23 protein-coding genes are annotated in these 26,273 nt (G+C 38.9%); 17 read left to right on the top strand and 6 right to left on the bottom strand.

Annotated elements, in window-relative coordinates; all coding sequences use genetic code 11:
• The first annotated feature begins 460 nt into the window (after positions 1–460).
• The 3 genes from ACFPM4_RS14605 to ACFPM4_RS14595 all read left to right on the top strand — a co-directional run bounded on the left by ACFPM4_RS14605 (position 461) and on the right by ACFPM4_RS14595 (position 5,108).
• Positions 461–3,658, top strand: a complete 3,198-nt coding sequence (locus ACFPM4_RS14605) for a DEAD/DEAH box helicase (protein WP_382353128.1) — start codon at positions 461–463, stop codon at positions 3,656–3,658.
• Positions 3,659–3,895: 237 nt separating this feature from the next.
• Positions 3,896–4,306: a carboxymuconolactone decarboxylase family protein gene (locus ACFPM4_RS14600; RefSeq protein ID WP_382353125.1), complete on the top strand. Its 411-nt coding sequence runs from the start codon at positions 3,896–3,898 to the stop codon at positions 4,304–4,306.
• Positions 4,307–4,664: 358 nt separating this feature from the next.
• The gene (locus ACFPM4_RS14595; RefSeq protein ID WP_382353122.1) at positions 4,665–5,108 is read left to right on the top strand and encodes a hypothetical protein; all 444 of its coding nucleotides are present in this window, start codon (positions 4,665–4,667) and stop codon (positions 5,106–5,108) included.
• A gap of 40 nt (positions 5,109–5,148) precedes the next feature.
• Here the strand turns inward: ACFPM4_RS14595 and ACFPM4_RS14590 are convergent, their stop codons facing one another.
• Positions 5,149–6,411, bottom strand: coding sequence for an FAD-binding protein (locus tag ACFPM4_RS14590; protein WP_417498486.1), 1,263 nt, complete (start codon positions 6,409–6,411; stop codon positions 5,149–5,151).
• 279 nt (positions 6,412–6,690) lie between these two features.
• Here ACFPM4_RS14590 and ACFPM4_RS14585 point away from each other — a divergent pair, with 279 nt between their 5' ends.
• The 4 genes from ACFPM4_RS14585 (at position 6,691) to ACFPM4_RS14570 (ending at position 13,444) form a co-directional block, all read left to right on the top strand.
• Positions 6,691–8,361, top strand: coding sequence for a DUF2207 domain-containing protein (locus ACFPM4_RS14585; protein WP_382353119.1), 1,671 nt, complete (start codon positions 6,691–6,693; stop codon positions 8,359–8,361).
• A 351-nt stretch (positions 8,362–8,712) separates the two neighbouring features.
• The gene (locus ACFPM4_RS14580) at positions 8,713–12,504 is read left to right on the top strand and encodes a DEAD/DEAH box helicase (RefSeq protein ID WP_465262178.1); all 3,792 of its coding nucleotides are present in this window, start codon (positions 8,713–8,715) and stop codon (positions 12,502–12,504) included.
• The gene (locus ACFPM4_RS14575) at positions 12,497–13,249 is read left to right on the top strand and encodes a hypothetical protein (RefSeq protein WP_382353113.1); all 753 of its coding nucleotides are present in this window, start codon (positions 12,497–12,499) and stop codon (positions 13,247–13,249) included. The genes ACFPM4_RS14580 and ACFPM4_RS14575 overlap by 8 nt, the downstream gene beginning before the upstream one ends.
• A gap of 93 nt (positions 13,250–13,342) precedes the next feature.
• Entirely contained in the window at positions 13,343–13,444 is a 102-nt protein-coding gene (locus ACFPM4_RS14570; protein WP_222125531.1) for a putative holin-like toxin, read from the top strand.
• A gap of 215 nt (positions 13,445–13,659) precedes the next feature.
• Here the strand turns inward: ACFPM4_RS14570 and ACFPM4_RS14565 are convergent, their stop codons facing one another.
• Entirely contained in the window at positions 13,660–15,783 is a 2,124-nt protein-coding gene (locus tag ACFPM4_RS14565; protein ID WP_382353109.1) for an SNF2-related protein, read from the bottom strand.
• A gap of 117 nt (positions 15,784–15,900) precedes the next feature.
• Between ACFPM4_RS14565 and ACFPM4_RS14560 the strand changes: the two genes are divergently transcribed.
• A complete protein-coding gene (locus tag ACFPM4_RS14560; RefSeq protein WP_382353106.1) occupies positions 15,901–16,164 on the top strand; it encodes a hypothetical protein in 264 nt (87 codons plus the stop codon).
• Between the two features lie 44 nt (positions 16,165–16,208).
• On the opposite strand, the gene ACFPM4_RS14555 is transcribed toward ACFPM4_RS14560, so the two are convergent.
• Positions 16,209–16,811 (bottom strand): DNA-3-methyladenine glycosylase, encoded by a 603-nt coding sequence (locus ACFPM4_RS14555; protein WP_382353720.1) that lies wholly within the window; start codon positions 16,809–16,811, stop codon positions 16,209–16,211.
• A gap of 288 nt (positions 16,812–17,099) precedes the next feature.
• On the opposite strand from ACFPM4_RS14555, the gene ACFPM4_RS14550 reads away from it, so the two are divergent.
• Positions 17,100–17,561 carry a UPF0158 family protein gene (locus ACFPM4_RS14550; RefSeq protein WP_382353103.1) on the top strand — a complete coding sequence of 154 codons (462 nt, stop codon included), beginning with the start codon at positions 17,100–17,102 and terminating at the stop codon, positions 17,559–17,561.
• Between the two features lie 222 nt (positions 17,562–17,783).
• Here ACFPM4_RS14550 and ACFPM4_RS14545 read toward each other — a convergent pair whose 3' ends face one another.
• The gene (locus tag ACFPM4_RS14545; protein ID WP_382353100.1) at positions 17,784–18,401 is read right to left on the bottom strand and encodes a Type 1 glutamine amidotransferase-like domain-containing protein; all 618 of its coding nucleotides are present in this window, start codon (positions 18,399–18,401) and stop codon (positions 17,784–17,786) included.
• A 409-nt stretch (positions 18,402–18,810) separates the two neighbouring features.
• Here ACFPM4_RS14545 and ACFPM4_RS14540 point away from each other — a divergent pair, with 409 nt between their 5' ends.
• The 5 genes from ACFPM4_RS14540 (at position 18,811) to ACFPM4_RS14520 (ending at position 22,009) form a co-directional block, all read left to right on the top strand.
• Positions 18,811–18,969 carry a hypothetical protein gene (locus tag ACFPM4_RS14540; protein WP_186324820.1) on the top strand — a complete coding sequence of 53 codons (159 nt, stop codon included), beginning with the start codon at positions 18,811–18,813 and terminating at the stop codon, positions 18,967–18,969.
• 174 nt (positions 18,970–19,143) lie between these two features.
• The gene (locus ACFPM4_RS14535; protein ID WP_382353096.1) at positions 19,144–19,641 is read left to right on the top strand and encodes a hypothetical protein; all 498 of its coding nucleotides are present in this window, start codon (positions 19,144–19,146) and stop codon (positions 19,639–19,641) included.
• A gap of 393 nt (positions 19,642–20,034) precedes the next feature.
• Positions 20,035–20,478 (top strand): GNAT family N-acetyltransferase, encoded by a 444-nt coding sequence (locus tag ACFPM4_RS14530; RefSeq protein WP_382353093.1) that lies wholly within the window; start codon positions 20,035–20,037, stop codon positions 20,476–20,478.
• 304 nt (positions 20,479–20,782) lie between these two features.
• On the top strand, positions 20,783–21,094 hold the full coding sequence (locus ACFPM4_RS14525) for a DUF3243 family protein (protein ID WP_382353090.1): 312 nt from the start codon (positions 20,783–20,785) through the stop codon (positions 21,092–21,094).
• A gap of 159 nt (positions 21,095–21,253) precedes the next feature.
• On the top strand, positions 21,254–22,009 hold the full coding sequence (locus ACFPM4_RS14520; RefSeq protein WP_382353087.1) for an SDR family NAD(P)-dependent oxidoreductase: 756 nt from the start codon (positions 21,254–21,256) through the stop codon (positions 22,007–22,009).
• A 35-nt stretch (positions 22,010–22,044) separates the two neighbouring features.
• On the opposite strand, the gene ACFPM4_RS14515 is transcribed toward ACFPM4_RS14520, so the two are convergent.
• Positions 22,045–23,208: an MFS transporter gene (locus ACFPM4_RS14515; RefSeq protein ID WP_382353084.1), complete on the bottom strand. Its 1,164-nt coding sequence runs from the start codon at positions 23,206–23,208 to the stop codon at positions 22,045–22,047.
• Positions 23,209–23,300: 92 nt separating this feature from the next.
• Entirely contained in the window at positions 23,301–23,693 is a 393-nt protein-coding gene (locus tag ACFPM4_RS14510) for a hypothetical protein (protein WP_382353081.1), read from the bottom strand.
• Between the two features lie 567 nt (positions 23,694–24,260).
• On the opposite strand from ACFPM4_RS14510, the gene ACFPM4_RS14505 reads away from it, so the two are divergent.
• The 3 genes from ACFPM4_RS14505 (at position 24,261) to ACFPM4_RS14495 (ending at position 26,270) form a co-directional block, all read left to right on the top strand.
• Complete coding sequence (locus tag ACFPM4_RS14505; RefSeq protein ID WP_382353078.1) at positions 24,261–25,031, top strand: sulfite exporter TauE/SafE family protein; 771 nt, start codon at positions 24,261–24,263, stop codon at positions 25,029–25,031.
• A 24-nt stretch (positions 25,032–25,055) separates the two neighbouring features.
• The gene (locus ACFPM4_RS14500; protein ID WP_382353075.1) at positions 25,056–25,223 is read left to right on the top strand and encodes a hypothetical protein; all 168 of its coding nucleotides are present in this window, start codon (positions 25,056–25,058) and stop codon (positions 25,221–25,223) included.
• Between the two features lie 294 nt (positions 25,224–25,517).
• Entirely contained in the window at positions 25,518–26,270 is a 753-nt protein-coding gene (locus tag ACFPM4_RS14495) for a glycerophosphodiester phosphodiesterase family protein (RefSeq protein WP_382353072.1), read from the top strand.
• Positions 26,271–26,273: the final 3 nt, after the last annotated feature.

Here is a 26,273-nt window from a genome sequence, read left to right as displayed (position 1 = left end):
AGATTAATGGCTGTTACTTCCCAAGGCCCAAATGTTGACTTGTGAATTTAAAGTTTTAAGAGTGCCTAACTTATAGTGATGAAGCTTTGAAACTCTACTAGTCTAGTATATTCATAAATTGTATACCATTAAATATCAAGGGAGCATCTATGATAAAACAGATGCTTTTTTTTATGGAAAACAGGAGGGATACGATAACAATGATACTAGGATAATCAAATATCGAAAGTGGGTATTTGGGCTATATCAGTAATGTGTATTATACTGAACATAGCATGTTCGAACGATCGAATACACATTGTTATCAAGTAGCATTTTGGTACGAAGGGAAAAGGTGGACTGAATCACCTTGAGCATGTGGGACAAGGAACCTGACCCCATGACCCTCTGACCCCATGACCCTCTTTGATTGAGTGGGACAAGGAACCTGACCCCATGTCCCTAGAAAGGAGATTTGCACTTGGATATTAAGTTGAGTCAGAAAGCCATAAAAGAATTGTGCGGTACGGTCTCCTTTAAGAGAGGGGACTCTCTTTATCGTGCAGGTAGAGTAGTATTTAAAGATTATAGTTCCGATAGATGCAGTGCGACGATTGCAGGCATGGAGGATGTTCTTGTTGCGATCGAAAGGGAGTCGAATGGTGATTTTCGCACGGAATGCACTTGTCCGAAACTAGCTTCTGTGAAGTGGGAGTGCCAGCATGTTGCGGCAGTTTTACTAGCGATTTATGAGCATCAGCGGAATGGGACAAATCCTAATGAATCGGTGGAAACAGACACAAACCAAGCACTGACGGAAGGGTTCATGTCGATTTTTAATCAAAATCCGAGTCGTTCAAGTGGCCATCAGCTTCATTTTGAAGAACGGCAAGTATTGAATCTATTATTTATTTGTAAACCTATTAAGGTAGATAGGGATCAAATTATGCTAGGTATCGAAATGATGATTGGTCCAATGAAAGTGAATAATATTCGCCAGTTTTTACAGCGAGTACGAGAAGGGCAAACTCTGCCATTATCCCCGTCTTTTACATATGATTCATCGCTTCATTGCTTTTCAATCGAAACAGATCTTGTGATACGCGAGCTAATTCAAGTGGTCGAGGATGAAAAAGTGTATGGGAAGACAGTGCCGGATGAAGAACCTTCTAATCAAATTTTACTCATCCCCCCTTCGTCTAAGGAGCGGTTGATCGCTTTACTTACGAAGGCGCCATTGGTGAGAGTAGAATATCACGGGAAGACATTCAACGGACTGCATGTATCAAATGAACGACTTCCATTGCAGTTCGATTTTTCAGAAGCAGGTGAAGGTTTTCAACTGCGGATTTCCGGGCTGAATCAGATGGTTGTCATGGATGCATACAGGATGGTTTTATACGATGGCAAGCTGATTCAGATGAAGGAGAAGGAAGGCGAGCAGCTGTCCGAACTGAAGAAGATGCTCGATGCTTCGGCTACAAATCAAATACCTATCCATAAAGAGCAATTGAATTTTTTCATGGAAAAAGTAGTCCCGGGCTTAAGGAAATTAGGAGATGTGAGGTTTTCCAGACGGATAAGGGAACAATTTGGCAAGACACCATTAGTTGCCAAACTATTTTTGGACCGGGTAAAAAATCGACTTTTAGCTGGGCTGGAATTTCAATATGACAATATTAGTTTTAATCCATTGGAAAGTCTGCAAATCCAAACCGAGTCGATGTTGATCAGGGACGAGGAAAAGGAAAACGAGATACTGAAGCTGATGGATGACAGCTCGTTTACGAAAACGGAGGAAGGTTATTTTTTACATAATGAAGCGTTAGAGTATGAGTTTTTACAGCATGTGTTGCCACGCATTCAAGGGGATATGCAGATTTATGCAACGACAGCCGTCCGAAATCGGGTGATAAGTGGGAAGGCGAACCCGAAAATTAGAGTGCGAGCGAAAAGGGAACGGATTAACTGGCTGGAATTTAAGTTTGAAATGGAAGGTTTTCCGGAACGGGATATTCGGGAAGTTTTAAAATCGCTAGAGGAAAAACGAAAGTATTATAGATTACGAAATGGCTCACTCCTGTCTTTGGAAACAAGGGAGTTCGAGCAAATCAAACGCTTCCTGCAGGCGGCAGTTATTCAGGAAGAGGATTTGGAAGCTGGCTTAACCGTGCCGATTGTCAGGGGACTTCGACTTCTTGATTCAGTGGACGATGCAAGCACCTTCAACATAGAAGAGTCGTTCAAGCAGTTTTTAGAAAAAGTAGCGAATCCAAGTGAGTCCGAATTTGCCGTGCCGGAAAGTCTCGATTCGATTATGCGAGACTACCAAAAGCATGGGTACCGCTGGATGAAAACAATCGCTAGCTATCGTTTTGGAGGAGTGTTAGCCGATGATATGGGGTTGGGGAAGACGCTGCAAGCCATAGCATTCATACTTTCAGAGCTTCCTATTATTCGTGAAAAAGGACTCCCAGTTCTCGTTGTTTGTCCATCCTCGTTGACGTATAACTGGCGGAGTGAATTGGAGAAATTTACGCCAGAATTACAAGCGGTGATTGTGGATGGCAATAAAACGGAGCGATTGAAACGGATGAAAGAAGCTTTAAGTGCGGATGTGGTGATTACGTCTTATCCGCTATTGCGTAGCGACATCCATTGGTATGAGAAGCAGTCATTCCATACGGTGTTTTTTGATGAGGCACAAGCATTTAAGAATCCTTTTACACAAACAGCGAAGGCAGTGAAAAAGGTCCAAGCGGATTTCCGATTTGCGCTCACAGGTACGCCGGTGGAAAATTCATTAGAGGAGCTTTGGTCGATTTTTTATGTTGTGTTTCCGGAGCTATTCTTGGGGTTAAAAGAATACAACAACCTGACAAGAAAGCAGATTGCAAGGCGAGTTCGTCCGTTTTTACTGCGGCGGTTGAAGGAAGATGTCGTTTCCGAGCTGCCGGAGAAAATCGAGGCGACGGAATCGGTGGAGTTGCTTCCAGAGCAGAAGCAGTTGTATGCTGCCTATTTGGCAAAATTAAGGCACGAAACGTTGAAGCATTTGGATAAGGATACACTTCGGAAAAACCGGATTAGAATTCTTGCTGGCTTGACGCGCTTACGGCAGATTTGTTGTCATCCTACCTTGTTTGTGGATGGATATAAGGGTAGTTCGGCAAAATTTGAGCGGCTAAAGCGGATCGTGGAGGAATCGCGGCTCGCAGGTAGAAGGGTGTTAATCTTTTCGCAGTATACGAAAATGCTGAAACTGATTGGGAAGGAATTGGCGATGGAGGGGTTACCGTTTTTTTATTTGGATGGACAAACCCCATCAGAAGAACGAGTGGAATTGTGCAATCGATTCAATGCGGGGGAACGTGATTTATTCCTGATTTCATTAAAGGCGGGCGGGACAGGGCTTAACCTAACGGGAGCCGATACCGTGATTTTGTATGACCTTTGGTGGAATCCTGCAGTGGAGGAACAAGCAGCAGACCGTGCCCACCGAATCGGCCAAACAAATGTAGTCCAAGTAATCAAACTCGTTGCCCGCGGAACCATCGAAGAAAAAATGAACGAACTCCAAGAGAAAAAGCGAAATTTGATAGAGGAAGTTATTGATTCAAAGGATAAAACATTGACTACCCTAACCGATGAGGATATTAAGGAAATATTGATGATATAGGGGGTTGTTTGGGTGCCAGGCACCGGCGCAATTGGGAATATTTGAAATCGTTCCGGTGCCAGGCACCTTTTTTTATGGTTTTTCGGTATTAACAACTTAAGAAGAACCCTTTTTCTTCCAAAACTCAGAAGTTGAGCATTATTCATTCTATTTAGTCTAATCTTTGTTAAGATGGCTATGATAGCTACCATTCCTTTTATGGAATGAATGGAAGAATGACAAGGAGGAATTGTGGAAATGGCTACCGAAAAATATCAAAAAGGAATTGTAAAAATAAAGGAACTTACGTCTTCAACTGATGAAAATCCAACAGGCTTTATGGATATTGGTGAGGGATTTAAGGATATTGCTCCTGACTTAAGTCAATATGTGGTTGAATTTGCATTTGGAGATATTTATTCCCGTCCAGGACTGGATAACAAACAAAAAGTCCTTACAACGATTACATCTCTTGTTACGCAAGGAAAGCCACAAATTGGGATGCATATTAAAACTGGTCTAAGCGTTGGTTTAACACCAGAAGAGATCGTTGGATGCATTATCCACCTTATCCCATATGTAGGATTCCCAAGTGTTCTTAATGCTTTAAAAGTAACTCAGGAAGTGTTTAATGAACTAGGTGTAAAAGTCACACCATCTGAAGGTTGAATGAAATAAATTAAGAGTGATCTATACTAATGGCTCTAATCATCAATTGATGATTAGGGCTTTTTACATTGATGGCCACTATTACGTGCTAAATCTATGTGGAGGGAAAGTATGGCTTTCCTACGTTCCTTCTAAGAACTAGACATTCTTTAAGCGGTCATCGATATCCTCTTCCTTTACCTATATTCCATTTATTGTTAATCTAATAATGAATATATAATCTAGATAGAATAAAGGTTGAAAAAGAATGTTGTGAGATCATAATGTTCAACTGTTTCAAAGGTAAAAAGAATATTTAATCTTGTATCTGAAAGTTTAAGAAATCAATAAAAATAAATTCCCTGGAGGATATTTGCGTATGAAACTTAATTTTACGAAGAAGCAATACCAGCAATTAATGGAACTCTTATATTTAGGAGAATGGACGGCAAATTCATCGAGAGATTTTGAAGACAGGAATAAGGAGTATGATGAGCTCTTTCAATATGTTAGTTCATTTGCGAAGGATTTTGGCTTTGAGGATCATATCACATTTGATCAGAAGATGAAAGAGTATTATCCTACACCTGAATTTGAGAGGAAATTAGACCCCTACATAGAGCATAATGACAATGATGTATTTTGGAATGAACTCACTATGAGACTAGCAAAACGGGATGTACAGAAAAACAATGAAGAATTTGAAACCCATGAAGAATATGTGAAAAGGGTATTTGAAATAGAAGACATCTATGAAACTGAATTCGAAGAAAATGGATTAGAGAATATAGTGGTAAAAGGTGCCAGGCACCAACGCAATTGAAAATATTTGAAATAGTTTGGGTGCCTGGCACCCAAACTATTCAATTAATTATATATTTATTGATGAAGTCGTTGCGAAATTTACCATGTGGATCATACTTCATAATTAGTTGTTTAAAATCTGGCAACTTCTCATAAAGTGATTTTACTTTTTCAGGGGAGGTTGTGAATAGTTTTCCCCAGTGTGGTTTTGCTTGAAAAGGTTCCAACTGTGCTTCGATGAGTGGCAGCACGTGCTGGACTGCATCCCAATTGTCATGCCATGTGAAGTGAAAAGCCACCGAGTCTTGCTTGTAAGAAGGGCTCATCCACAGCTCGTCCTGGGCAATGGTTCGTACTTCGGATATGAACAAATGTGGAGCGATATGGTCACGAATTTCGCTTATCGCACAAAGAGCATCGTAGGCATGTTCTCGAGCTAAAATATATTCACTCTGTAGCTCTTGGCCAGCACTTGGTGTAAAATCCATTCGGAAGTGTGGCAGACGATCTAACCAATTTCCTGAAACCCCTAATTGGGCTGTACAATTCTCTGCTCCAACCCCTGGTACAGGATGTACATTTTCTTTCGCTGCTTTTGCTCCAAAAAAGTCCTCTTCCAATTTAAAAGTCTGATCATCTGTCAGTTTGTTTTTTAGCCATACCTGATTAAACGTTTCATCCTGCCAATCCGTAAACAGACTTACGCTATAGGCACTGGAAAATATCGTGTCAAAATTGTTTTCTAATTGTGCTAATGGTAGATTCTCGTAAACATCTTGTCTCATTTGATAGCTTGGGAGAATATCAAGCGTTAATGTTGCGACTACGCCGAGCGCCCCAAGTCCAACTACCGCTCCGTGTAATTCGTCTTCTGATTGATCTTTTGAAAAAGTTATGATACTTCCATCCGCCGTGACCACTTCCATGGTACGAACAGTTGCAGCTAAGTTTTGATTGTGATTTCCAGAACCGTGTGTTGCGGTTGCGCAGGCTCCAGCAACTGAAATATGCGGTAGGGAAGCAAGGTTATGTAAGGCATAGCCATGTTTTTGAAGCTCGTAACAAAGGTCTCCATATTTAATTCCACCTTGAACGGTAACGGTTGCATTTTCATGATCAATCGATAATACCTTGTTCAACTTATGCAAGCTTACAATATTTTTATTCGAATCTGCGATACTATTAAATGAATGACGCGATCCTATGACACGTAGCTTCGTTAATTGTGAGACTAATTGTTGAAGCTCTTCCATAGATTCAGGCTCATGCCAATTCGTCGTACTATACTGAAAATTACCTGCCCAATTTCTCTTCATCTCCACGAATCTCTCTCCTTTACAGCGGTTTCATTAACTTAACTATACGCCTAAGAAGACAGAATTTTCAAGGTGCCAGGCACCCGAACTTTTCAAAATAGTTTCGGTGCCTGGCACCGCTTGGTGGATGGTTCGTGTTCATCGTGGGAATATTATCATTTGACCCAGAAAGTGGATTAGGGAACCAAACCCATAGCGTTTGAAACCTTTTCTCTATATAAATCGTATAAGTTATGAGGCGAGGAGGATGGAAAAATGAAAAAGTTATGTATAACGATAGTCGCCATGCTGGCATTTATGATATTTCCAATCATTTCCCTAGCTGTTGAGTATGATATTGAAAAAACAGATATCCATGCATATCTACAGTCAGATGGTAATATCCAAGTAGAGGAAACACATACGTATGCCTTTGACGGGGATTTCAATGGGATTACCCGCACATTAATTGCGAAAAAAGGCACAGAAATTCAGGATATGAAAGCTACAGAAAACGGCAAGGCATTGAATGTGGAACAAGAGGACAATTTATACAAAGTCCATCGCAAAGGTACCGATGAAACGGTCACAATCGATTTGACATATACCATTATAAACGGGGTTGAGGTATACGCAGACATGGCCCAATTTTACTGGCCATTTTTTGATCAAAGTAATGAATCCGATTATAATAACCTCAATATTTACATTCACCCACCAAAACCGACGAGGGATGTTGAATTCATTGGCTACGACAGTGCTTGGGATACGGGGAAGGTGGACAAAGACGGTGTTGTTCATTTTGCCATGGGTCATGTATCTTCGGGTGAAAAAGGCGATGTCCGGGTTGCTTATGATTCATCGCTATTTACCGGAGCTTCATCTGCGGGAGATAAGTCCATTAGGCAAGAAATTTTATCGGATATAGAAAAGAAAGAAGCTGAGATTGCGGCATTTAACAAGCGCAAAGAGCTCTTTCATCGTATTGCACCTTTTGTTATCGTTGGATTTGCACTTTATTTGCTTAGCCTGATGATGAGGCGTAGTCAATATAAACGTCAAATTAAATCGGAGCTGGAGCGTCAGTTTGTGGATAGTTTTTTCGTGCCAAAAACAGGATTGAGTATGCCGGCCACGATCCAGTACATGAACAACGGTGTACTTGATACACATGCTTTGACGGCAGCACTTCTTGATCTAGTGCGTAAAGGCTATGTGAAGGAAAATGATCAGGAGACATTTGTCGTCGTCAACAGAAAGACGGACCATGAGCATGAACAAATCCTGCTTACTTGGTTATTCGACATTATTGGTAAAAATGGAACTTTCCGTCTGACAGATCTTGAAACATACACGAAAAATAAAAACAATCATGAAAGTTATCAGAAATATTTCGCGAACTGGAAGAAAAGTGTCAAACGGGAAGTAGATGCAAAAGAGCTTTATGAAAAACGAGATAACACACGAATGACCGTCGGGCTTTCGAGTCTAATTCTGCTACCTTTCATCATCTTATTTGGGATACATGAATTGTATGGCTGGATGTTGGCAGCAATTGTATTGGCAGGTTACGTGATTGTCTTTGCAATCATTGATAAACGTAAAACGGTGGAGGGTGCTAATATTAAAGCACAATGGGAAAGATTCGAGGTAAAGTTTGCAGATTTAGTACCAACAGAGTGGAATGAATGGCTTGATGATGATCAGAAACGGGCCTTTATTTATGGACTTGGCCGAAACAACCATACGATCCAAAAGAAAAGCAAGACCCTTATGGAACATGTGCCACAGTATAATCAGCTGAACCATAATTCAGGAACGAATATGCTTTTGTTCCTAATGATTGCATCATCAGCACATACTCATTTTGATAAGGCGGAAGCAGCTACGATGCCCAACATCTCAACTGGAAGCGGTGGAACACCTGGTGCTGGCGGCGGCGTTGGTGGTGGAGGTGGCGGTTCCGGAGCATTTTGATAAAGAGCATGCACCCGGTTTTTGCCCCTTCTGATTAGGTATTAAATCGACAATAGAGCAAGCTGAACACACTGTCATAGTGTGGAGGGCTTGAAAAAGGTAATCGCTATATAAAGACTAATCGGACTCCCGATTAGTCTTTTTTTTTGTGTGTAATTGTTTAGGTGCCTGTTGTTTAGGTGCCTGGCACCCGTGCAATTCCGGCTCAATTGAAAAGATTCCCAATTGTTCGGGTGCCAGGCACCAGATGCAACTTTGTGCTATAATTCTATTACTAAATATAGAAGTACATGAATAGATTGATGAGATGCCATTGAACGAGGATATGGTGTTGGTAGGGCAGGTGACAGCATGGTGAATATACAGAAGACGACATTTCGATGTCCGATTACGGTGACCAATACAGCGAAGGATAAAATACGGGAGCTCGGGTTGGAGGAGCAATCGTTTTTTTTATTGGAAAAATCCTTTCACGTTTATATAGAGAAGTATCCACAGTCAGCCGATCGCATTGTTTCGGTAGCTTTGTTTCTAGATAATGTCGCGAACGTAAATCTAGCAAACAAGATAAACGGGCAAGTGATGGTGCTGCATTGTGTTGTGAAGCAGGAACGATTTGTTGTGACGAATGTGACGACGCGTCCGGCTCATATTCCAGTGCAATCGAATTGGCGTCTTCCAGTACATCTCACGTTTGATCATAAAACTCTTTGGAATGAACCGATTTCCGTTGAGTTGCTGAACTTAATTAACAGAATGCCAGTTGCAAAGGAATTTTCCACCTATGTAAAAAAACGAATTGCGAGTTGGGAAGGGTATTTGAAAATCCAGGAGCGGGCTGCCGATATTCCCGATATGATTTCTCGCTATTCGAGGCTTATTTTTAATGATGATTTTAGTCGCGTAACGATTACTGGTTGCCAGTTGAAGGATCAGGAATGGAAGTCGCTCAAGGATTTGAGTGTGAAGCTGAAAGGAATGGACCAAGAAATCGGCAAGGTGCTAAAAGCGAATCGTTCTGCTGCTACGGTGGAAGTGGAATTGTCGAAGCATATGGAACAACGTGCGCGCGAGCAACGACTAGACACACAGTCAAAGGAAGTTATTTTTAGCAACTTCGCCACTTTAAGCCAAGTGAAAAGGCTACGCCAAGGTTTCAAGCAATTGGAAAATGGACTTGCTGCCAATCCGGAATTAGAACGACTTTTATTTGAAAACAAACCACCTGTAAAAGAAGTAAAAAGAAAAGAAAATCTGCAGTTTCACAATCGCTTAAATGAGTTCCAACAGGAAGCAGTCATCGGTGCAGTATCTGCGGAAGACCTGTATGTTATTCAAGGGCCACCAGGAACGGGAAAAACGACGGTTATCTCCGAAATCTGCCTACAAAATGCGCGGGCTGGGCTGCGTACATTAGTTGCTTCCCAGTCCAATTTAGCGGTAGACAATGCGCTTGGTAGATTGCTAGCGAATAAAGACATTCGCATTCTTCGGGTTGGGCGCACAGAAAGCATTGAAGAAGAAGGTAAAAAGTTCATTGAGGAAAATGTCGGCCAATATTGGAAGGACCATACGTTGCAGGAAGTTTCGACTCAATATGAAACTCGTAAACGTCGTGAACAAGAAATTGACGAAGAATGGACGGCAAATGAGCAGGAACAAGAGCGAATTGATGAGGAACTGCCACGTGTTGAAGCACAGCTAGCAGCGAAAAAAGAGGCAGAACAACAGATGAAGGAAATCCTAGCAGGCATTGATCAACTTAAAATGGATCTCGAGACTGCCGAAAAGCAATACGAAGAAGCGTTGACTCATGTGCAAGAAATCCGTCGGTCACTTCAAGAATTAATTGACTCCATTGAAAAAGATCGTGCATTTCTCGCAACTAAGCCTGACAAACTCGAAATCCAACAACAATCAGAAGCACTCCACCAGGAAATAACTCAACTGCAACATAGCATTGTTTTTCAAGAACTGCTAGATGAAATCAATGAAAAAAGGCAAACAATCGAACGGATGACTGCAGATGTTGAAAACTGGATGGGGATTGTGGAAGAGACGGATGCTGTCATTGCAAGAATTTCAGACGCCAGCAAAGTAGATAGCTTAAAGTGGATCATCCTCGAACGCAATATAAAGCGGTCGCCTCGGGTTCTCCAATTAATCGCAGAACTAGATGGACTTCGCGAAAAGAATAGCCAATTAAGTAAGTTAAAAACGTATAATGATACATTAAATCGTGCCATTGCTTATGTAGAACAGCTATTGAAGAAAGGGAATGTATCCATCGCCCAGATCCAGCAACGCATGTCGCAAACGAATCCTGCTGCAACGAATTCTACAGAAATTGATCAATTTTTAGAGAATATGAGAAGTGAGTTAAGAAACGGTCCAGTTTATCCTAAAAGATTGGTCCAATTTCTCGAAGGTTTATATGCTAGGAGACGGTATGTGTGGGAAAGAGTACAACGGTCGAAACCAGATAATACGTCAATCCAAAAGGCACAACAGGCATTCCGTTTTTTGAAACAGGAACTAATTGTGCAATTTCAGCCTGTGCAAAACGACAATAAAATGACGCTGCAGCATGTGCAACGTGAAAAAGAGGAGCTGACGGCCAAGCTCACTACTCTACAACTTAAACAAAAGGATATGCAGGGTTCAGTAGAACTCATTACAAATGCAAAAGCATTATTGCAAGAAACGAAAGCCAAACTCCATGACTTGGAGAAAAAACAGGCCGAGTATGAGCAAGCAAAGGGCCGACTGGAAGCGAATGAACAAAAACGCACATCAGACGAATTGCAGCTAGTGGAAATAGAGAAGCAACAAGCTCAACAGGAATCTCGTCTGGAGCAATTACACGGCCTCCTAAAAGAAGAGGAAGATAAGCTAACCCCTTTACAAGAAATCATCCAGACAGAACCGGAACGCGAGCACGAACAGCTTTTACGTAAATTGGCGAGTGTTTCTTTTACACGTGAATCTTTAAAAGACGAAAAGCAGAAGCTCCCGACATTCCAATCCATCCAGGGTAAATGGCTTTCTTTACTACAAGAAGCAAGTGACCATGACTTGAATGAAATTCGTAAGCTTTATGTAAAACACGCGAATGTCATTGGGACAACTTGTGTTGCTTCCGCACGTAAAGATTTTATCGATAGCTATCCTGAATTTGATGTAGTCATCATCGACGAGGTTTCGAAGGCGACGCCGCCAGAGTTGCTGTTGCCGATGCTAAAAGGGAAGAAGATAATTTTAGTCGGCGATCATCACCAGCTGCCACCGCTGTTAGGTGATGATACATTAGAGGAAACGCTACAAGAATTAGCGGATGACAATGAGGATTTTGAAGGGAAGGCGGAATTAAAGCAGCTGCTACATGAGTCGCTGTTTGAACGACTGTTTAAAAATCTGCCGAAAACCAATAAAACGATGCTTGCCATCCAATATCGGATGCATGAAAACATCATGTCGACCATTACCCAGTTTTATGAGCAAGAAAATGAAGGACTGCGCTGTGGTCTAGCAAATTCAGATGTGGATCGCGATCATATGCTTGTTTCACGGCACATAGAGCGCCATAATCATCTATTGTGGCTGGATATGCCGAATGAAACACCGTTTTATGAAGCAAGAATGAAGGGCGGAAAAAGTCTGTACAACCAGGCGGAATTGGATCGTATTGCGGAATTGCTTGTTGAATTAGATGAAGCAGTCACACAGGCGAAGCAAGCGGGAAGAATAGATGATAATGAGAAAAAGAGTATCGGCGTCATTAGTTTTTACGGCGAACAAGTGAAAAGGATTGACCGCCTCATTCATCAGGAACTCCGCTTACCGAATTTAACGATTCGTACGGGAACAGTAGACAAGTTTCAGGGCATGGAAATGGATGTTATTCTACTGAGCATGGTGCGGAATCACGATAATAATGATTCTATTGGCTTTGCGCGAGATTACCGCAGGCTCAATGTTGCCTTGTCGCGTGCCAGGGAGCTGCTTGTGTTAATCGGAAGTACGAAGATGTTCACGGAACGGACGAAGCAAAAAGATACGAGATTGATGTATACGAATGTGTTGGACGCTGTGAAAAAGCAAAATGGACTGCGAATGCTGGAAGAGGTGAGTGTGCATGGATAAACTGAAAAAACAATTACGCTCGACATTACTAGAAAATCCAGCAATTGAAATGAAGGAATCTTCTATTTGGTATTTGCCAGTAACCACCTATGATGTCGCTTTTACCCGCGTAAAACGGTCGAAAATGGACATTCTCATGAAAATGATGCTCCTCACCTTTGAGCAAACAACTATCCGCCGCGCAGCTAATCTTTCGGAATTGCTGTTGGTCGAGGAGCTATTCATTGAAGATCTACTCATAAAAATGCAGCGAATGGGCTTGATTCGTTTAGAAAGGGAAGTGTACCAGCTTACGTTAAAAGGAGAGGCGCAAATCCAGACTGGAATTATGGAAGAAGAATTGGATGTAGAGTCGACACATCTTTTTTACAGCCCGGTTCATGATCAGTTTTGGGCAGAGTTAAGCGAACCTTCACAGGTGGAAAAAGAAGAATTGGAGCCTTTTCGCTATAAAATAGAATTGAACGAAGTAAACACGGACAGGCTGTTGGAAGTTTTAGCTGAAACAGAAAATAGGCTGGATGAGGATGGCTTTCAAACAGTAGTAGCGGACGTAAATAGCTACGATCAACAAGAGGTTGCACAAATTCCATGCATCGAATTTCAACTGTACAATAAGGAAAAAGACATTTTCTTTGCGCGTGTCTGGAATACAGGATTAAAGCGTTGGGATGATATTCTCGAACAACAAATAGATGAAAAAGACCGCTTGGAATGGCGCGAGAAATGGGCAGAAAACTCGTGAAAATGAAAGAATGATAGGATAGAAACACGAACGTATGTGTGGTATAATTGGAATGTAATAGATTTGGTACTCAAGGGTGGTCGGCTCACTCCCATGAAAGGGGGTGGTCGTATGTCAGTATTCGAATCGTTAATGCTTAGTCTTACATTCGGAGCGTTAATCGTGGCAATATTGTCATTTAACCATAAAAAATAACCCATCCTTGAGTTAGGGCTCATTTTGGGTGGGTTATTTCAGCCTAAATGCCGATTCCCTTTGGGGGAACCAACTATTACAGTAACCGTTCAATGTTAGCGCATTGGACGGTACTTTTTAATGTATTCTTAGTATACTCTAATTATACATTGTTGGTAGGTTGGTTTCAAGCTTAGTGAAACACTGGGTGTCGTTAAATAGAACCCAGTATACAATCATATTGCCAGTCGTTCCTTCTCTAATTTTAATACTCTTTGCTTAACAGATTCTTCTGGTTCTTCTTGCTCTTGTAATGCGAGTGAAGCTACATCTGAGTCTCTAGCATATAAATTGAATATGTTACTCTTCTCACCTAATACTTCAAGCATTGTTTCATCAATACTTTCTTCCGTTAGTAGTCGATATACAATAACATTTCTAGATTGTCCCATTCGGTATGCACGACTAATTGCTTGTTCTTCTATAGAGGGTTTCCATTGCGGTTCACATAGAATTACAATATTAGCAGCTTGTATATTCAACCCGACGCCTCCAGCAGTAATTTGACTTAGAAGAACGGATCCCGGCTCTGCTTTTGTAAATTCATCAATTATTTCTTGTCTTCTCGCATTAGGAACATCACCAGTAATTGCTTCAAATGTTTTACCTTCTATATACTGATGTATTGTCGTAATTACATCTCTGAAAAAGGAAAATACCAAAACTTTGTGTCCATTTTCAGCTGCTTCTTCACATATTTCCAATAGCTTCTCTAATTTAGGTGAATTTTCAGGAGAACCACCTTGCCATGCCGCACGTCTCATCGCCATTAATTGACCTGCCATAACTGCTTGATGATAGAATCTTTCTTCTTCTTCTCCAAAATCCATCCACAGTGGAACGATTTCTAGTTCTGGCAACTCACTCAGTACATCTTTTCTATTTCTACGTAAGTAAACTGGTCCTACAACTTGTTTAAATTCACTTGGTTGCAATAAATGCAATTCTGTTGATAATTGTTCAGCAATGCCAGGTTGTAAAATGGATATTAATTGTTTCATTTCTTCTAATCTATTTTCAATTGGTGTACCACTCATAAATAAAACATACTCCGCTATAACTGCAAGTTTATAGACACTTTGAGAGCGCTTTGCACCTGGGTTTTTCACATAATGTGCTTCGTCTACTATCAATACATCTAACTCGTGATTCTCTTCAAAATTCATTCGTAATGTTTGTTCATATGTCGTAATCAGAACACCAGAATTGGATTGCCATTTTTCAAATTCAGCATCACGGTTATTTCCATGATAAATATATGTATGTAGTTTTGAACGCTGGTTAATTTCCTTTTTCCAGTTCGTCATAACACTTAAAGGGCAAACGACCATGGCATGTTTTTGATTATTTTGAGTTAAATGATTGATCATCGCTAATGCTTGGATTGTTTTTCCCAGTCCCATTTCATCTCCAAGTAAGGTCCGTTTAAAATATAAGGCATACTTCGCCCCGAACTCTTGGTAACCTCTTAATGTAACCTCTAAATTAGTTGTATCTAATGTAAAATTATTTACCGCATCTACAATTTCTGTTGGTAAATTTTCATACAACTCAGCTTGTGTATAGCCAGTCACTTTTTCAACTTCCGTGTAATAGGATGCATTTTCTCGAACAAAGTGTTGAGTTAATTCCTCTTTATTCACGGAAAAATGAATGATAGAGTGTAGCTTTTCTTTTATGTCGTATAAGGTACTTTTATTTTTCTCTTTGTTTAAATTGTCGATTGCAGACTTGATTTTTAACTTTTCGGTTTTAGCTTGAAATAGGGAGCCAATAATACCTTTTTGCATTTTCGCTATTTGTATATCATGACTAATTGTTTTGTAAAATTGCTCGAAGTCTACTTTTAACGTTTCAATATCTTTTAAAAGCCCCCATTTTTTATAAATGGTTTCTAGTAAATTGATATTTTCGCTAGACATATCATCTGGATTAATTCTAGGATGTGCTTGTTGATAAACAGACTCTTTTATTCTGGAGACTGCATCGTAAATTGGGTAAGCAGTCTTCTCTCCAATACCATCGAGTTGCATTAGTTCGAGCGGTGTTTGATTCGCGATATCATAAATAGTTCGGAAACCTTTATTCACGATAAGATTAATGGGCATCCCTTTTTCTAAAGTAGAAATAACATCTACTGGCATGGATTTTAACTTTTCATTACCTTCACTTATCTTCATCTTTTCCCATATATCTTTGATTTCTTGATTAAAAAATTCTTCTGAGAATCGATTAATATTAGCTTGAATTTGAAGTAATTCAGATTCTAACCGATTCACATCTCTTTTATTTCGAATCATCCTCATCACCCTAATATTATCTTTGAAACATTATAGCATTTCTAATGATAGAAGAAGCACTTGTAGTGGGTATAACTTGGAAAAGGCTCGAAAATATCCTTTTCCATTGCAGTTGATATGAAAGCGAAGCGAGTTATCATGATGCAGGTAAAACTAAAAAAAAATTGTGGACAGAATGGAGAAAGTGTCTTTGTTTCAGATGAATTTATAAGGATGGCGGAACTTGGTGAGGATTTTGATCATCTCACAGATTGGCAACAACATGAAATGGAAATAGCCATTGACATAGAGGAGGGCTTTTATACATACGTCCAGCTTCCTACTAAGAATGGCAGATATAGAAAAAACGATTGGACGGGCACTATTACACTTCACCTTTAGCTAATGGAAGGAAGTCTGATTTTAGGAAAAATACCAAATCGTAATTATCTGGTTTTGGGAGACACAAATTTGTTTCCATATATCCAAAAGCGCCACGGATAATCAACAGCTTCACCCGAATTTTGTATGCCAATCCGTGCTCCCGATGCAATATTATTTGGGTCAATATCTATTCCCTTTGCTATCCAAAGCGGGGATTTATCAAGGGGATGACCATAGTCGTCCATCGTAATCCCGAGAGCCTTTGTTAGTTTCCCTGGCCCATTTGTCCATTGGGTTTCGTTTTTAGCTTTTGGTCTTCTCTTTGCCATTAATTCTTTCCCTTCAAATGGTTCCAACGCCCTTACAAGAACTGCATGAGGTTCCCCGACTTCACCACTTACCACGTTAAAAAGACAATGTGTGTGCATGGAATATGTATAAGTAACACCAGGTTCACCAAACATAATTTCCGTTCTTTTCGTTCGGCGACCACCATAGCTATGGGCTGCACGATCATCCGGCCCCATATATGCTTCTGTCTCTACAATCATCCCCGCCGCGGTTCCTATCGGTGTGTCTTTAATGAGAAAACATCCTAATAATGCTTTTGCGAGTGTAAGTGTAGGTTGAGAGTAAAAGCGTTTTTCAAGTGGTTCCATCAACATTTTCACCTTTTCATAAATGACATTAAGACATTGAACAGTCCTGCAAATGTATATATACCCATGTCGAGAATATTCTAACACCTTTTATTATCATGTTATTTTAGTTATTTGTCTAAAACAACAATTCATCCATCATCAGCCTAAAATTATATTTGAAACATTATCGCATTCCTAATGATGAGAAGCGTTGTTAATTGAATAACTCTGTAAAAGGCTCGATATCATCCTTTACCATACGTTATACTTAACATATACATATTTCAGCTAAAAGCAAAGTGAGGGATCATGATGCAGGTGAAACTAAAAGAAATTGTAGACGGAATGGAAATGCAATCAGAGGAAAGCAGTGCTTACTTGAATCTTGAAACAGGGGAAATAGTCTTTGTGTCAGAAGAATTATTAATGATGGCAGAAGATAGAGAGGAATTTGATCATCTTCCAGATTGGCAACAAGGTGAAATGGAAATAGCCATTGACATAGAGGAGAACTTTGAGAAATATGCTCAGCTTCCTACTAGTTATGATATTAATGATTATGACATCATGGAAAGTTTCTGCTATAACGTTTCCAATGATAACAAACGAGATACACTACTGAATGCGATAAAAGGCAAGGGTGCATTTGGTCGTTTTAGAGACAAGGTGGAACGTTTTGGACTGGTTGACGAATGGTATGCGTACCGGGAAGAAAAATATAAAGAAATCGCAGTAGAATTTTGCGAAAAACATGATGTGGAGTATGCGGAATAGGTCCAGAAATCACATGAAAAAATTCTGTCCAAATCGTAAATCTTTAAAATAAAAATAACCCCTCCTTTAGTTAACGGCTCATTGTGGATGGGTTATTTCATACTTACCACCGATTACCTTGTAGGGAACAACTATTACAGTAAACCGTTCCATGTTCGGTAATTGGACGCCCCGCATATAAGTTTCATCATGATAGTAGAATCACAGGTTTTTTCCCTAATGCTACGCAAGCTCCACAATAATATATTCCTCATCCTTCAATCTCGTAACTTCACAGTTCTCCATGGTTTCAAATTCTCTTAGTCTATGTTCAATCGTCTTGTTTGTATGATCTTGGAATAAATCTTCTCGATCGTAGTGAGGGAAAATGAGTTTGTCTGTTAATCCTAAGGCAGAAAGATTCTTCATATGGAATGTGTTCATATGTGGTGTGAAGAACTGAACGACTTTCATATTTGGACCAAGTAGGACTGCACCTGCACTAACACCAACAATGACAACATTTTTGTTCGCTAACTCTCGTAAGATTTTATCTGCTCCGCTCTTTTTCATATGAAATAATAAGTTAAAAGGATTTCCACCATTTATGTAAATGACATCCTTATGCGCCAAACTATTTGGGTTATCAAACTCTATATCGATGAAATCAATGTTTTGAAAACCCATATTCTGAAAGTCCTCTTTCGCCTTCTGAGCATACCTATTATTTTCTTTATGTGGCGAAGCAGTCGTGATAATAGCAACGTCCTGTTCACTTGGTTTTCCATGAATAAGTGTTAGAAATCGTTCTTTAATCGTATCTGTGTAAAAACCGTTAGAGGTTAGTAATAATTTCAACATCCTCCACCCCAATCTCTCTCTATCGTCAATTATCCTTATTTTAACAGAAGTTTTTGATAAAGTTAGTTGTTAATAATTGATTTCAGGAACGAATGTATATCGCATCCAGAACGTGAATAATTATCAAGAAGACGAAAAGGATGGAGCGACCAAGTGTTTAAACAATTCCTTGCTTGGTTTTAAGTTTAGGAAAGCATCCAACAAAGAAATGAGGTAACAATGAATGACTGGATGAAATGGGAATTAAGTAAAAAATTCAGAAACTTATGATACAATCAAATTAACTAAATCAGCTGTAAAACGCTGTTGCTTCTACAACTAATAGGACAGTTTAGTAGAAGAATAAAATGGGAGTTTTTGAGTCGTATATGATACAAAAATGCGAAGGTAAAGAAAGGATTGAAAAAAAATGAACGATACAGGTAAATCAGTAGCTAGAACGGGTATTACATTCGGTTCAGCGTTGGCAATCGCCATATCTTGGAGTTTACACGAATCAATTATATGGGCATGTATTCATGGTTTTTTTAGTTGGTTTTATGTAATCTATTATGCTATGACAAGATAAACTTGAGGAATAACTCGAACGTAATGTGTACTAAAGGGGCAGATTAGTACAACAATAGATTAAGTTGCAATGGAAATCTATGATTATATATTTTACTTGGAAGTAATGCTGTGAAACCAAAAATGAAAAGAAAAGATTTAATGAGCAAGGCTGAAAAGTTAGGGGATATTGGAAATGAAAAAATGGATATTCTTCATTATCATTGTTATATTAGGGGGATTAATATTTACAAATTGGCTTTCGCAAAGAGAACTTGACGGGCTCAAACATATTATGAAGACTAGCCCAGAAATTGATTTGATTACGGTTAAGGATAGCAAAACAAATGAGGAACTCTTAACATTTTCAAATCCAGATCCTGCTTTTAAAGATTTGGTAAATGTGTACGAAAATTTTCATATTTTAGAAGGGAAAGACAAAAAGATAGTGACCGGACAACCGGTAGCAGAAGTTAACTATTATGAAAAGAAAGAATTGAAATATACCTTGGGAATTTACCAATTAGAAGATGGATACAAGCTTAATCTAGAAAGTGGTAATGATTTAAGCACATACCAATATATACCATCTGGAGGAAAAAGTTCCTATGTCATCTCGATTAAAGATACAAAAACAATATTAAGTGCTGCAAGAGCAAGTGTGATAATAGATACATTGATAAACAAAGAATAATGGACAAGAGGATTGTAATCCTTCATATTGAACAATTGCTCATTAAAATTAGTTAATCTATACATTTAGAATGGCATCAAAGAAGTCGATTTTCCAATTTGGAAATCGGCTTTTTTATGTCTTGAAAACTACTACAGACTATTACAGTTCCGCAGGTTCTAATTCTGTAATTGAAATTCGTGCATTTTCTTGAAGTTGAATGCTTTAATCAATTTCGTCCATGGAAGCCTTCTCCTTAACATTAAAAATTTAAGTATATGTATATTAATTAAATTAAAAATTAAGTGATTCTTTATAATAACCTTAAAATAGTTATGTATTTAGAATAATATACGATATAAAATTGTATTTAATAAAGTTATATCATTTTATCTAATGGGGAGAGGAATTCAAATGGAATTATATCAAGCTACTATAGAAGATTTAGAAGGAGTATCAAATTTATTTAATTTGTATCGTATGTTTTATCAACAAACAACAGATTTAGATGGTGCCAAGAATTATATTAAAAATCGTTTAGAAAGCAAGGATTCTATTATATTCGTTGTTAAAGATAAACAAGGGTATGTAGGATTTACTCAACTTTATCCTACATTTTCATCAATATCCATGAAAAGAGCATGGATATTAAATGACTTGTATGTAGATTCAAAAGCCAGAAATCAAGGAATAGGAGCAATGCTCTTACGTAAAGCAAAAGATTTTGCTATTGAAACAGGTGCTAAAAGTATTAGCTTGGAAACAGCACCTGATAATTACGCTGCACAAAAATTATATGAAAAAAATGGATACAAAAGGGATTCTAAATTTTATCACTATAATTTAGATTTAGCTTAATAGCCTTTAAATGCTTGTTCAACCAACGGGCGCTTTAGTTGAATAAAATATTGTTATGAAATAGAACTTCCAGAAAAAAGGAGGTTCTATTTTTTTACCTTATATGAACAATAATTTTTTACATAGCCTTACAGAAATATAGGAACTTAGGGATTCTCATCCAAAAACTTTCTTTCGAATAAATAGAACGTAGCAATCAAGCTTAAAATAACTATCAATACATATAATCGAACTCTACTAGATTAATCGAAAAAAGATAGGGTATATAAAAAGTGTCCAGCATTTTTACTAAAGGAGGATGATCATGGCTGAAGGTATCAGCAATGTCGAGAATCAATTAAAGGATCTATCGCAAAAGGAAAAGGATCAGATTTTAGAAAGTTTTACTAACTTTAAAAACTACTTAAACAAACAAGTGTCTAAAGGCGAAAAACTAGGTTTAAGTGATGATATGCTTGCAAAAGCAACTGTAGTAGTTGCCGACTATCTTGCAAAATCAGAAGAGCCTCGTAATAGAGAGGAAAAAGTACTGAAGGAACTGTGGAAATCAGCAAAAGATGGTGAAGAAAAAGACGCAATTGCTCATGCCCTTTTACGAATGGTACAAAATCAGTAATCAAGAAATTGTTTTAAAGTGCCATGGGCTTTACTTCAATTAGAAGTAAAGCCTTTTATCAAGTTACACTTTGAAAGCACATTAGTTGCATATAAATTCAATCACTAACAAATATTAACAACTGTGTTTCATGATAAAAAACGTAGGAGGTTACGCACCTTGGAAAGACTATCAGGAAAAGTTGCAGTAATAACTGGTGGAGCAGGCGGCATTGGGAAAGTAACGGCAGAAAGATTTTTAAAAGAAGGTGCTAAAGTCGTTTTAGTAGATTTGTTTGATGATGCACTTCAACAAGTGAAAGAGGAACTTGGCTCACTAGGTGAGGTTCTTACAGTTCAAGCGGACGTGTCTCAAGAAGCGGATGTAGAAAACTATGTGAAAAAGACAGTGGAACATTTCGGAAAGATCGATGTGTTTTTTAATAATGCAGGGATTGAAGGAAAAGTCGCACCACTTGTTGATCAAAAAGTGGAGGACTTCGATAAAGTCATTAGTGTCAATGTACGGGGAGTATTTTTAGGGTTAAAATATGTGCTTCCAGTCTTAACAAAACAAGGTCATGGAAGTGTCATTAACACATCCTCGGTCGCTGGATTAAGCGGTAGCCCTGGAGTAGCACCTTATATCACTTCGAAACATGCAGTTGTCGGATTAACAAAAGCAGCAGCAGTAGAAGTAGCAAGTGCGAATGTACGTGTAAATTCCATTCATCCATCACCTGTGAACACGAGAATGATGCGTTCTTTAGAGGAAGGATTGGAAGTGGAACAAGAAACACTAGCAAAAAGTATCCCACTAGGACGGTATGGCGAATCAGATGATATTGCGAATTTAGTTTTGTTCCTTGCCTCTGATGAAAGTTCATTTATTACTGGCGTTCAGTATCGAGTCGACGGTGGTATGGGAGCATTGTAAAATAAAGGGTCAGCCCAATTAGGACTGGCCCTTTTTCAATACCTCGAATCCCGTATCGTTTTTGGCATGCTAAATTTTATAAAACCAATGACTGTTAAAATCATCATTCCAACCAAAAAGGCGATGAAATATGGAGAGACTGCTTGACGGATGATGGCGGTGAGGAAGGAGCTCGCGATCATCCCTAGCGAATAAACGGCTGATAGAACGCCGAACGCTTTTCCATGTTCGGTGCTTGGTACTGCATTTGTAACAGCTGTTCCGGCAGCAGGCATCACCAATCCAAAGCAAAAGCCCATTAAAAATAAAGATAAAGGTAAATCGAGCAGTCCATTAAAAAAGGCGGCCAAACTCATACAAAGCCAGAATAAGCCAAACATCATGCGGTTGATTGGGTCGTATCGGTGTAAAAAGAATAAGGACAAGGATGCTAATGTTCCAACTGCTTCAAAGCCAAAAAGTTGCCCCGTTCGTAATGTCGAGTACCCTTTTTCGACGGTTAAATACGGAACCTCATAATTGATGACCCCATGAATATACATGACCGCAAATCCCGTTAAATACACGAGTTGCAGCTGCGTATTTTGAAATACAGTTAGCAAATTTGTTGCCTTTGCTCTTTTATTTTTAACCGAAAGTAATTGTCTATCTCGTAAAAAAATAACAGTGTAGACAGCGATAACGAGTAAGGCGTATCCCATGATCGAGTATGTATTCGCATAGCCAATCGTGGTACCAAGTTTTCCACCGAGAATAGGCGCGATAATATCGGCAATGACACCTAAGATACCGACAATCGCCATATTTTTACCTTGTTGGCGACTGTTTTTTGCATAACCAGAAATTAAGGCGAACGCTGCTGGCATTAAAAAAGCAAGTGCAAAGCCATTGATGGCGCGTAAAACGAGAAGACTCGTATAGTCGGCAATGAAGCCATGTGCAACATATAACAATCCTGAAATGAAGATCGGGATCGAAATGAAAATTATTTTTCCATACTTGTCCACTAACGGTCCGACCATTAAATTTCCTGTTAAATCGGTTAGCTGGGAGGCGCTTAACATGATCCCAATCATGATACTAGAGGCTCCTAACATCGATGCATACGGTGTAAAAATCGGGCCTTGAATACTCATAATGAAACTAATCACAAACATCGTAATAAAAATATGTAATTTATCTATCGTCGCATCCTGCATACAATTCACCTCCAACATATTGTATGTTGGATTGGAAAAAAATAGACGAGCTTGTGAAGAGGGGGGATGATGCGGTCTTCGTTTTGATGCTATCATTCTTCTTTTATATCTTGTTTTTTATAATAACTATCTACAATCGGAAGAATATCTGGATTTGAATCATAATAAACATCATCAATTTTATGAAGCCCAAATTGAAATTCTTTTACTCCATCAAAAAGAGTGATATCATATCGCCAACCATCCCGTTTTTCTTGATTTTCTTGTGGGGAAAATTCGATATCTTTTATTAAAGAAATAAACGTATCAATTTCTTCTTGATCTGTTATCGTTTTTTTATAGCCAGTTGAACCATCTACAATCCTCACTTTTTCTACATGCTCCACATTTGCATCTTTAAAAAATTCACCTAATGATTGCGTTTTTCCTTTCGTACAAGCAGTGAGTAATAATAGTACGGCCAGCAACATGAACAACTTCCTCATTCATTCAACCCCCATCATCATATCTACAACTATTTAACGAGACTCATATACAAACAGTTACATATTGTTATATTATAAATATTCAAACACTAATAATATATCCATTGCAACATTTGAGTAGAAGAAAATGGAGTTTTTAATACTCTCGACAAGGTGAATGGATGTGCTATTGGACATTTTATGGGAGGTTGGAGTTCGAAATGTCCGTTAGACTGTTTGTAATAGACATTTCGCTTGCGGTTACTGTTTAAAATGTCCAATAGAGCGTTTCTAACAGACATTTCATCCGCGGAACCCAATCAAAATGTCCATTAGACTGTTTCTATCAGACATTTCACTCGTGGATCCTGTTCCAAATGTCCATTAGAACGTCTCTATCGGACATTTCACCCGCAATACCCACCCGAAATGTCCATTAGACGGTCTCTATTAGACATTTCACTCGAGGTTTCCGTTCAAATTGTCCATTAGACCAACTCTAACAGACATTTCACCTGCAATACCCACCCGAAATGTCCATTAGACCCGGCGACTCGAATCGTAAACTATCAATAACGAAAGGGGTGCATGTTTATCTTTAGTTTTTTATCGATCTTTGAATGGTTTTTATCTGCTATTATTGGGATTTTTATTGGTTTTTCGAAGACGGGGATTTCTACGATCGGGATTTTTAATGTTAGTTTACTCGTGCAAATTTTTCCGGCAAAGGAATCGGTTGGGGTGATGCTGCCCATGCTGATTATTGGGGATATTATTGCAGTTTCGTATTATCGTAAAGCGGTAGTATGGCGGTATTTATTGCAATTGATTCCTTGGGTGTTAATTGGTATATTAGCTGGGTTTGTCGTACTATGGAAAGTGTCGGGGGAAGAATTTCAATTAGTTTTAGGAATCTTAATCCTCTGTTTAATCGTATTCCAATTTGTAAACGATTTTTATAAAAAGAAAGAGTTAAAACTATTTAGCTCTAAAACTACGAAAGTGTTTGGTCCTGTGATGGGGATTTTAGCTGGGTTTGCCACTATGATTGGGAACGTATCTGGAGTCATTATGGCGATTTATTTGTTTTCGAAGGGCCTGCCCAAGAAGGAGTTTATTGGAACAGGCGCGTGGTTCTTTTTAGCGGTAAACCTTATCAAAATACCATTCTATATACATATCGACATCATTACAGTTGATTCATTGAAATATAATGTGATGATGATTCCGTTTATTGGATTGGGGGCGTTCATCGGTATCAAGCTCATCCCACTAATCCCGCAAAAAGTGTTCCAAGTGATTGTGTTAGTATTAGGGGCGCTTGGTGCAATCGCGTTGATTAGTCCGAAGATATTTTAATAGATACCAACGAAGGAGAGTCGTATGAATACTAATTTTAAATATGCAATATTCGCTTTCTTAATGTACTTTGTATTAAGAACTTTAGGTGTACCTAGAAGTTTTATGGCATGGATGATTGGAATATTCGCTGTTGTAGTAATATACTTCGTCCTGACAGATATTTGGAAGGAAAAACAGAAAGTGGAATAGGAGACTTTTTGCTCGTCACCAATAAAATAGAAGTAATCGCCCACCGCTCCTGGAAAGAGTTAGGTAATTACTTCTACTGTTAAGTTCTCACTTTTTTAGGTCAGCCGTTGTTCAAATGGCATGTAGTAGCATTGACCGAGTGTAAGATCACTTTATCATTCTATTTTATACGGATAATGATATGCTAGAACACAAAAAGATGCAATGCTACCCTAGTCTAGGAGCGTTTCTTGAAATTAATGTCATCTTTACTAAATCTACCAATTTCCAAATAAGAAAGGAATGTTCACAAGTATGATAGATCGATTGCAAGAATCTAATTCCATTGTTGTTGCAGGGCATCGTGGCTATTTGTCTGCCTTCCCAGAAAATACTCTGCTTGGATTCCAAAAGGCAATAGACCTAGGGTTAGAGATGATTGAGTTCGATTTAAGGCTTTCGAAAGATAAGGTGCTCATGGTGATTCATGATGATTCTGTTGATAGGACGACAAATGGTTCTGGTAAGGTACGTGATTTTACACTGAATGAACTGAAGGAATTCGATGCAAGTAATGGATTCCAGCAGTATGGTCAGCAGGAAATACCGACCTTTCATGAGCTTTGTGAGTTACTGAAACCATACTCTGACCTTTTGTTAAATGTGGAAATAAAACCTAGTGTTGATGCGAAGGAAGCGGCTGACGAAGCGATTACGATGTTGAAGGAATTTGGCTATCTTTCTCGCTGTGTGTTCACGTCCTTCGATGCCGAAGTTATTGCTCATATTTATGATACATATGGGTTGAAAACGCAAGGCTTTCTGGGAGAAGTGATGCAACATTTTGATCCAAGTGAAAACGGCACTTACTCAAAGATGTGGGCAGGTGCGCTAAGTATGGATTTGTTAACGCGTGAAAGAATTGAATTTTTTCAAAAACAAGGGATACTAGCTTGGTGTTATTGTCCGGATGATGGAGCGCAGGTGCAATATGCGTTAGAATGCGGAGCAACGTTGATGACATGTAATGATCCAATGCCGGCATTGGCGATTCTGAAAAAAAGCTAAGGC

The organism is Lederbergia graminis, assembly GCF_042655485.1.
GTDB classification, from domain to species: Bacteria; Bacillota; Bacilli; order Bacillales; family Bacillaceae_C; genus Lederbergia; species Lederbergia graminis.
Note: the sequence above shows the minus strand (reverse complement) of the source record. Positions and strands in the feature narration are given on the sequence as shown.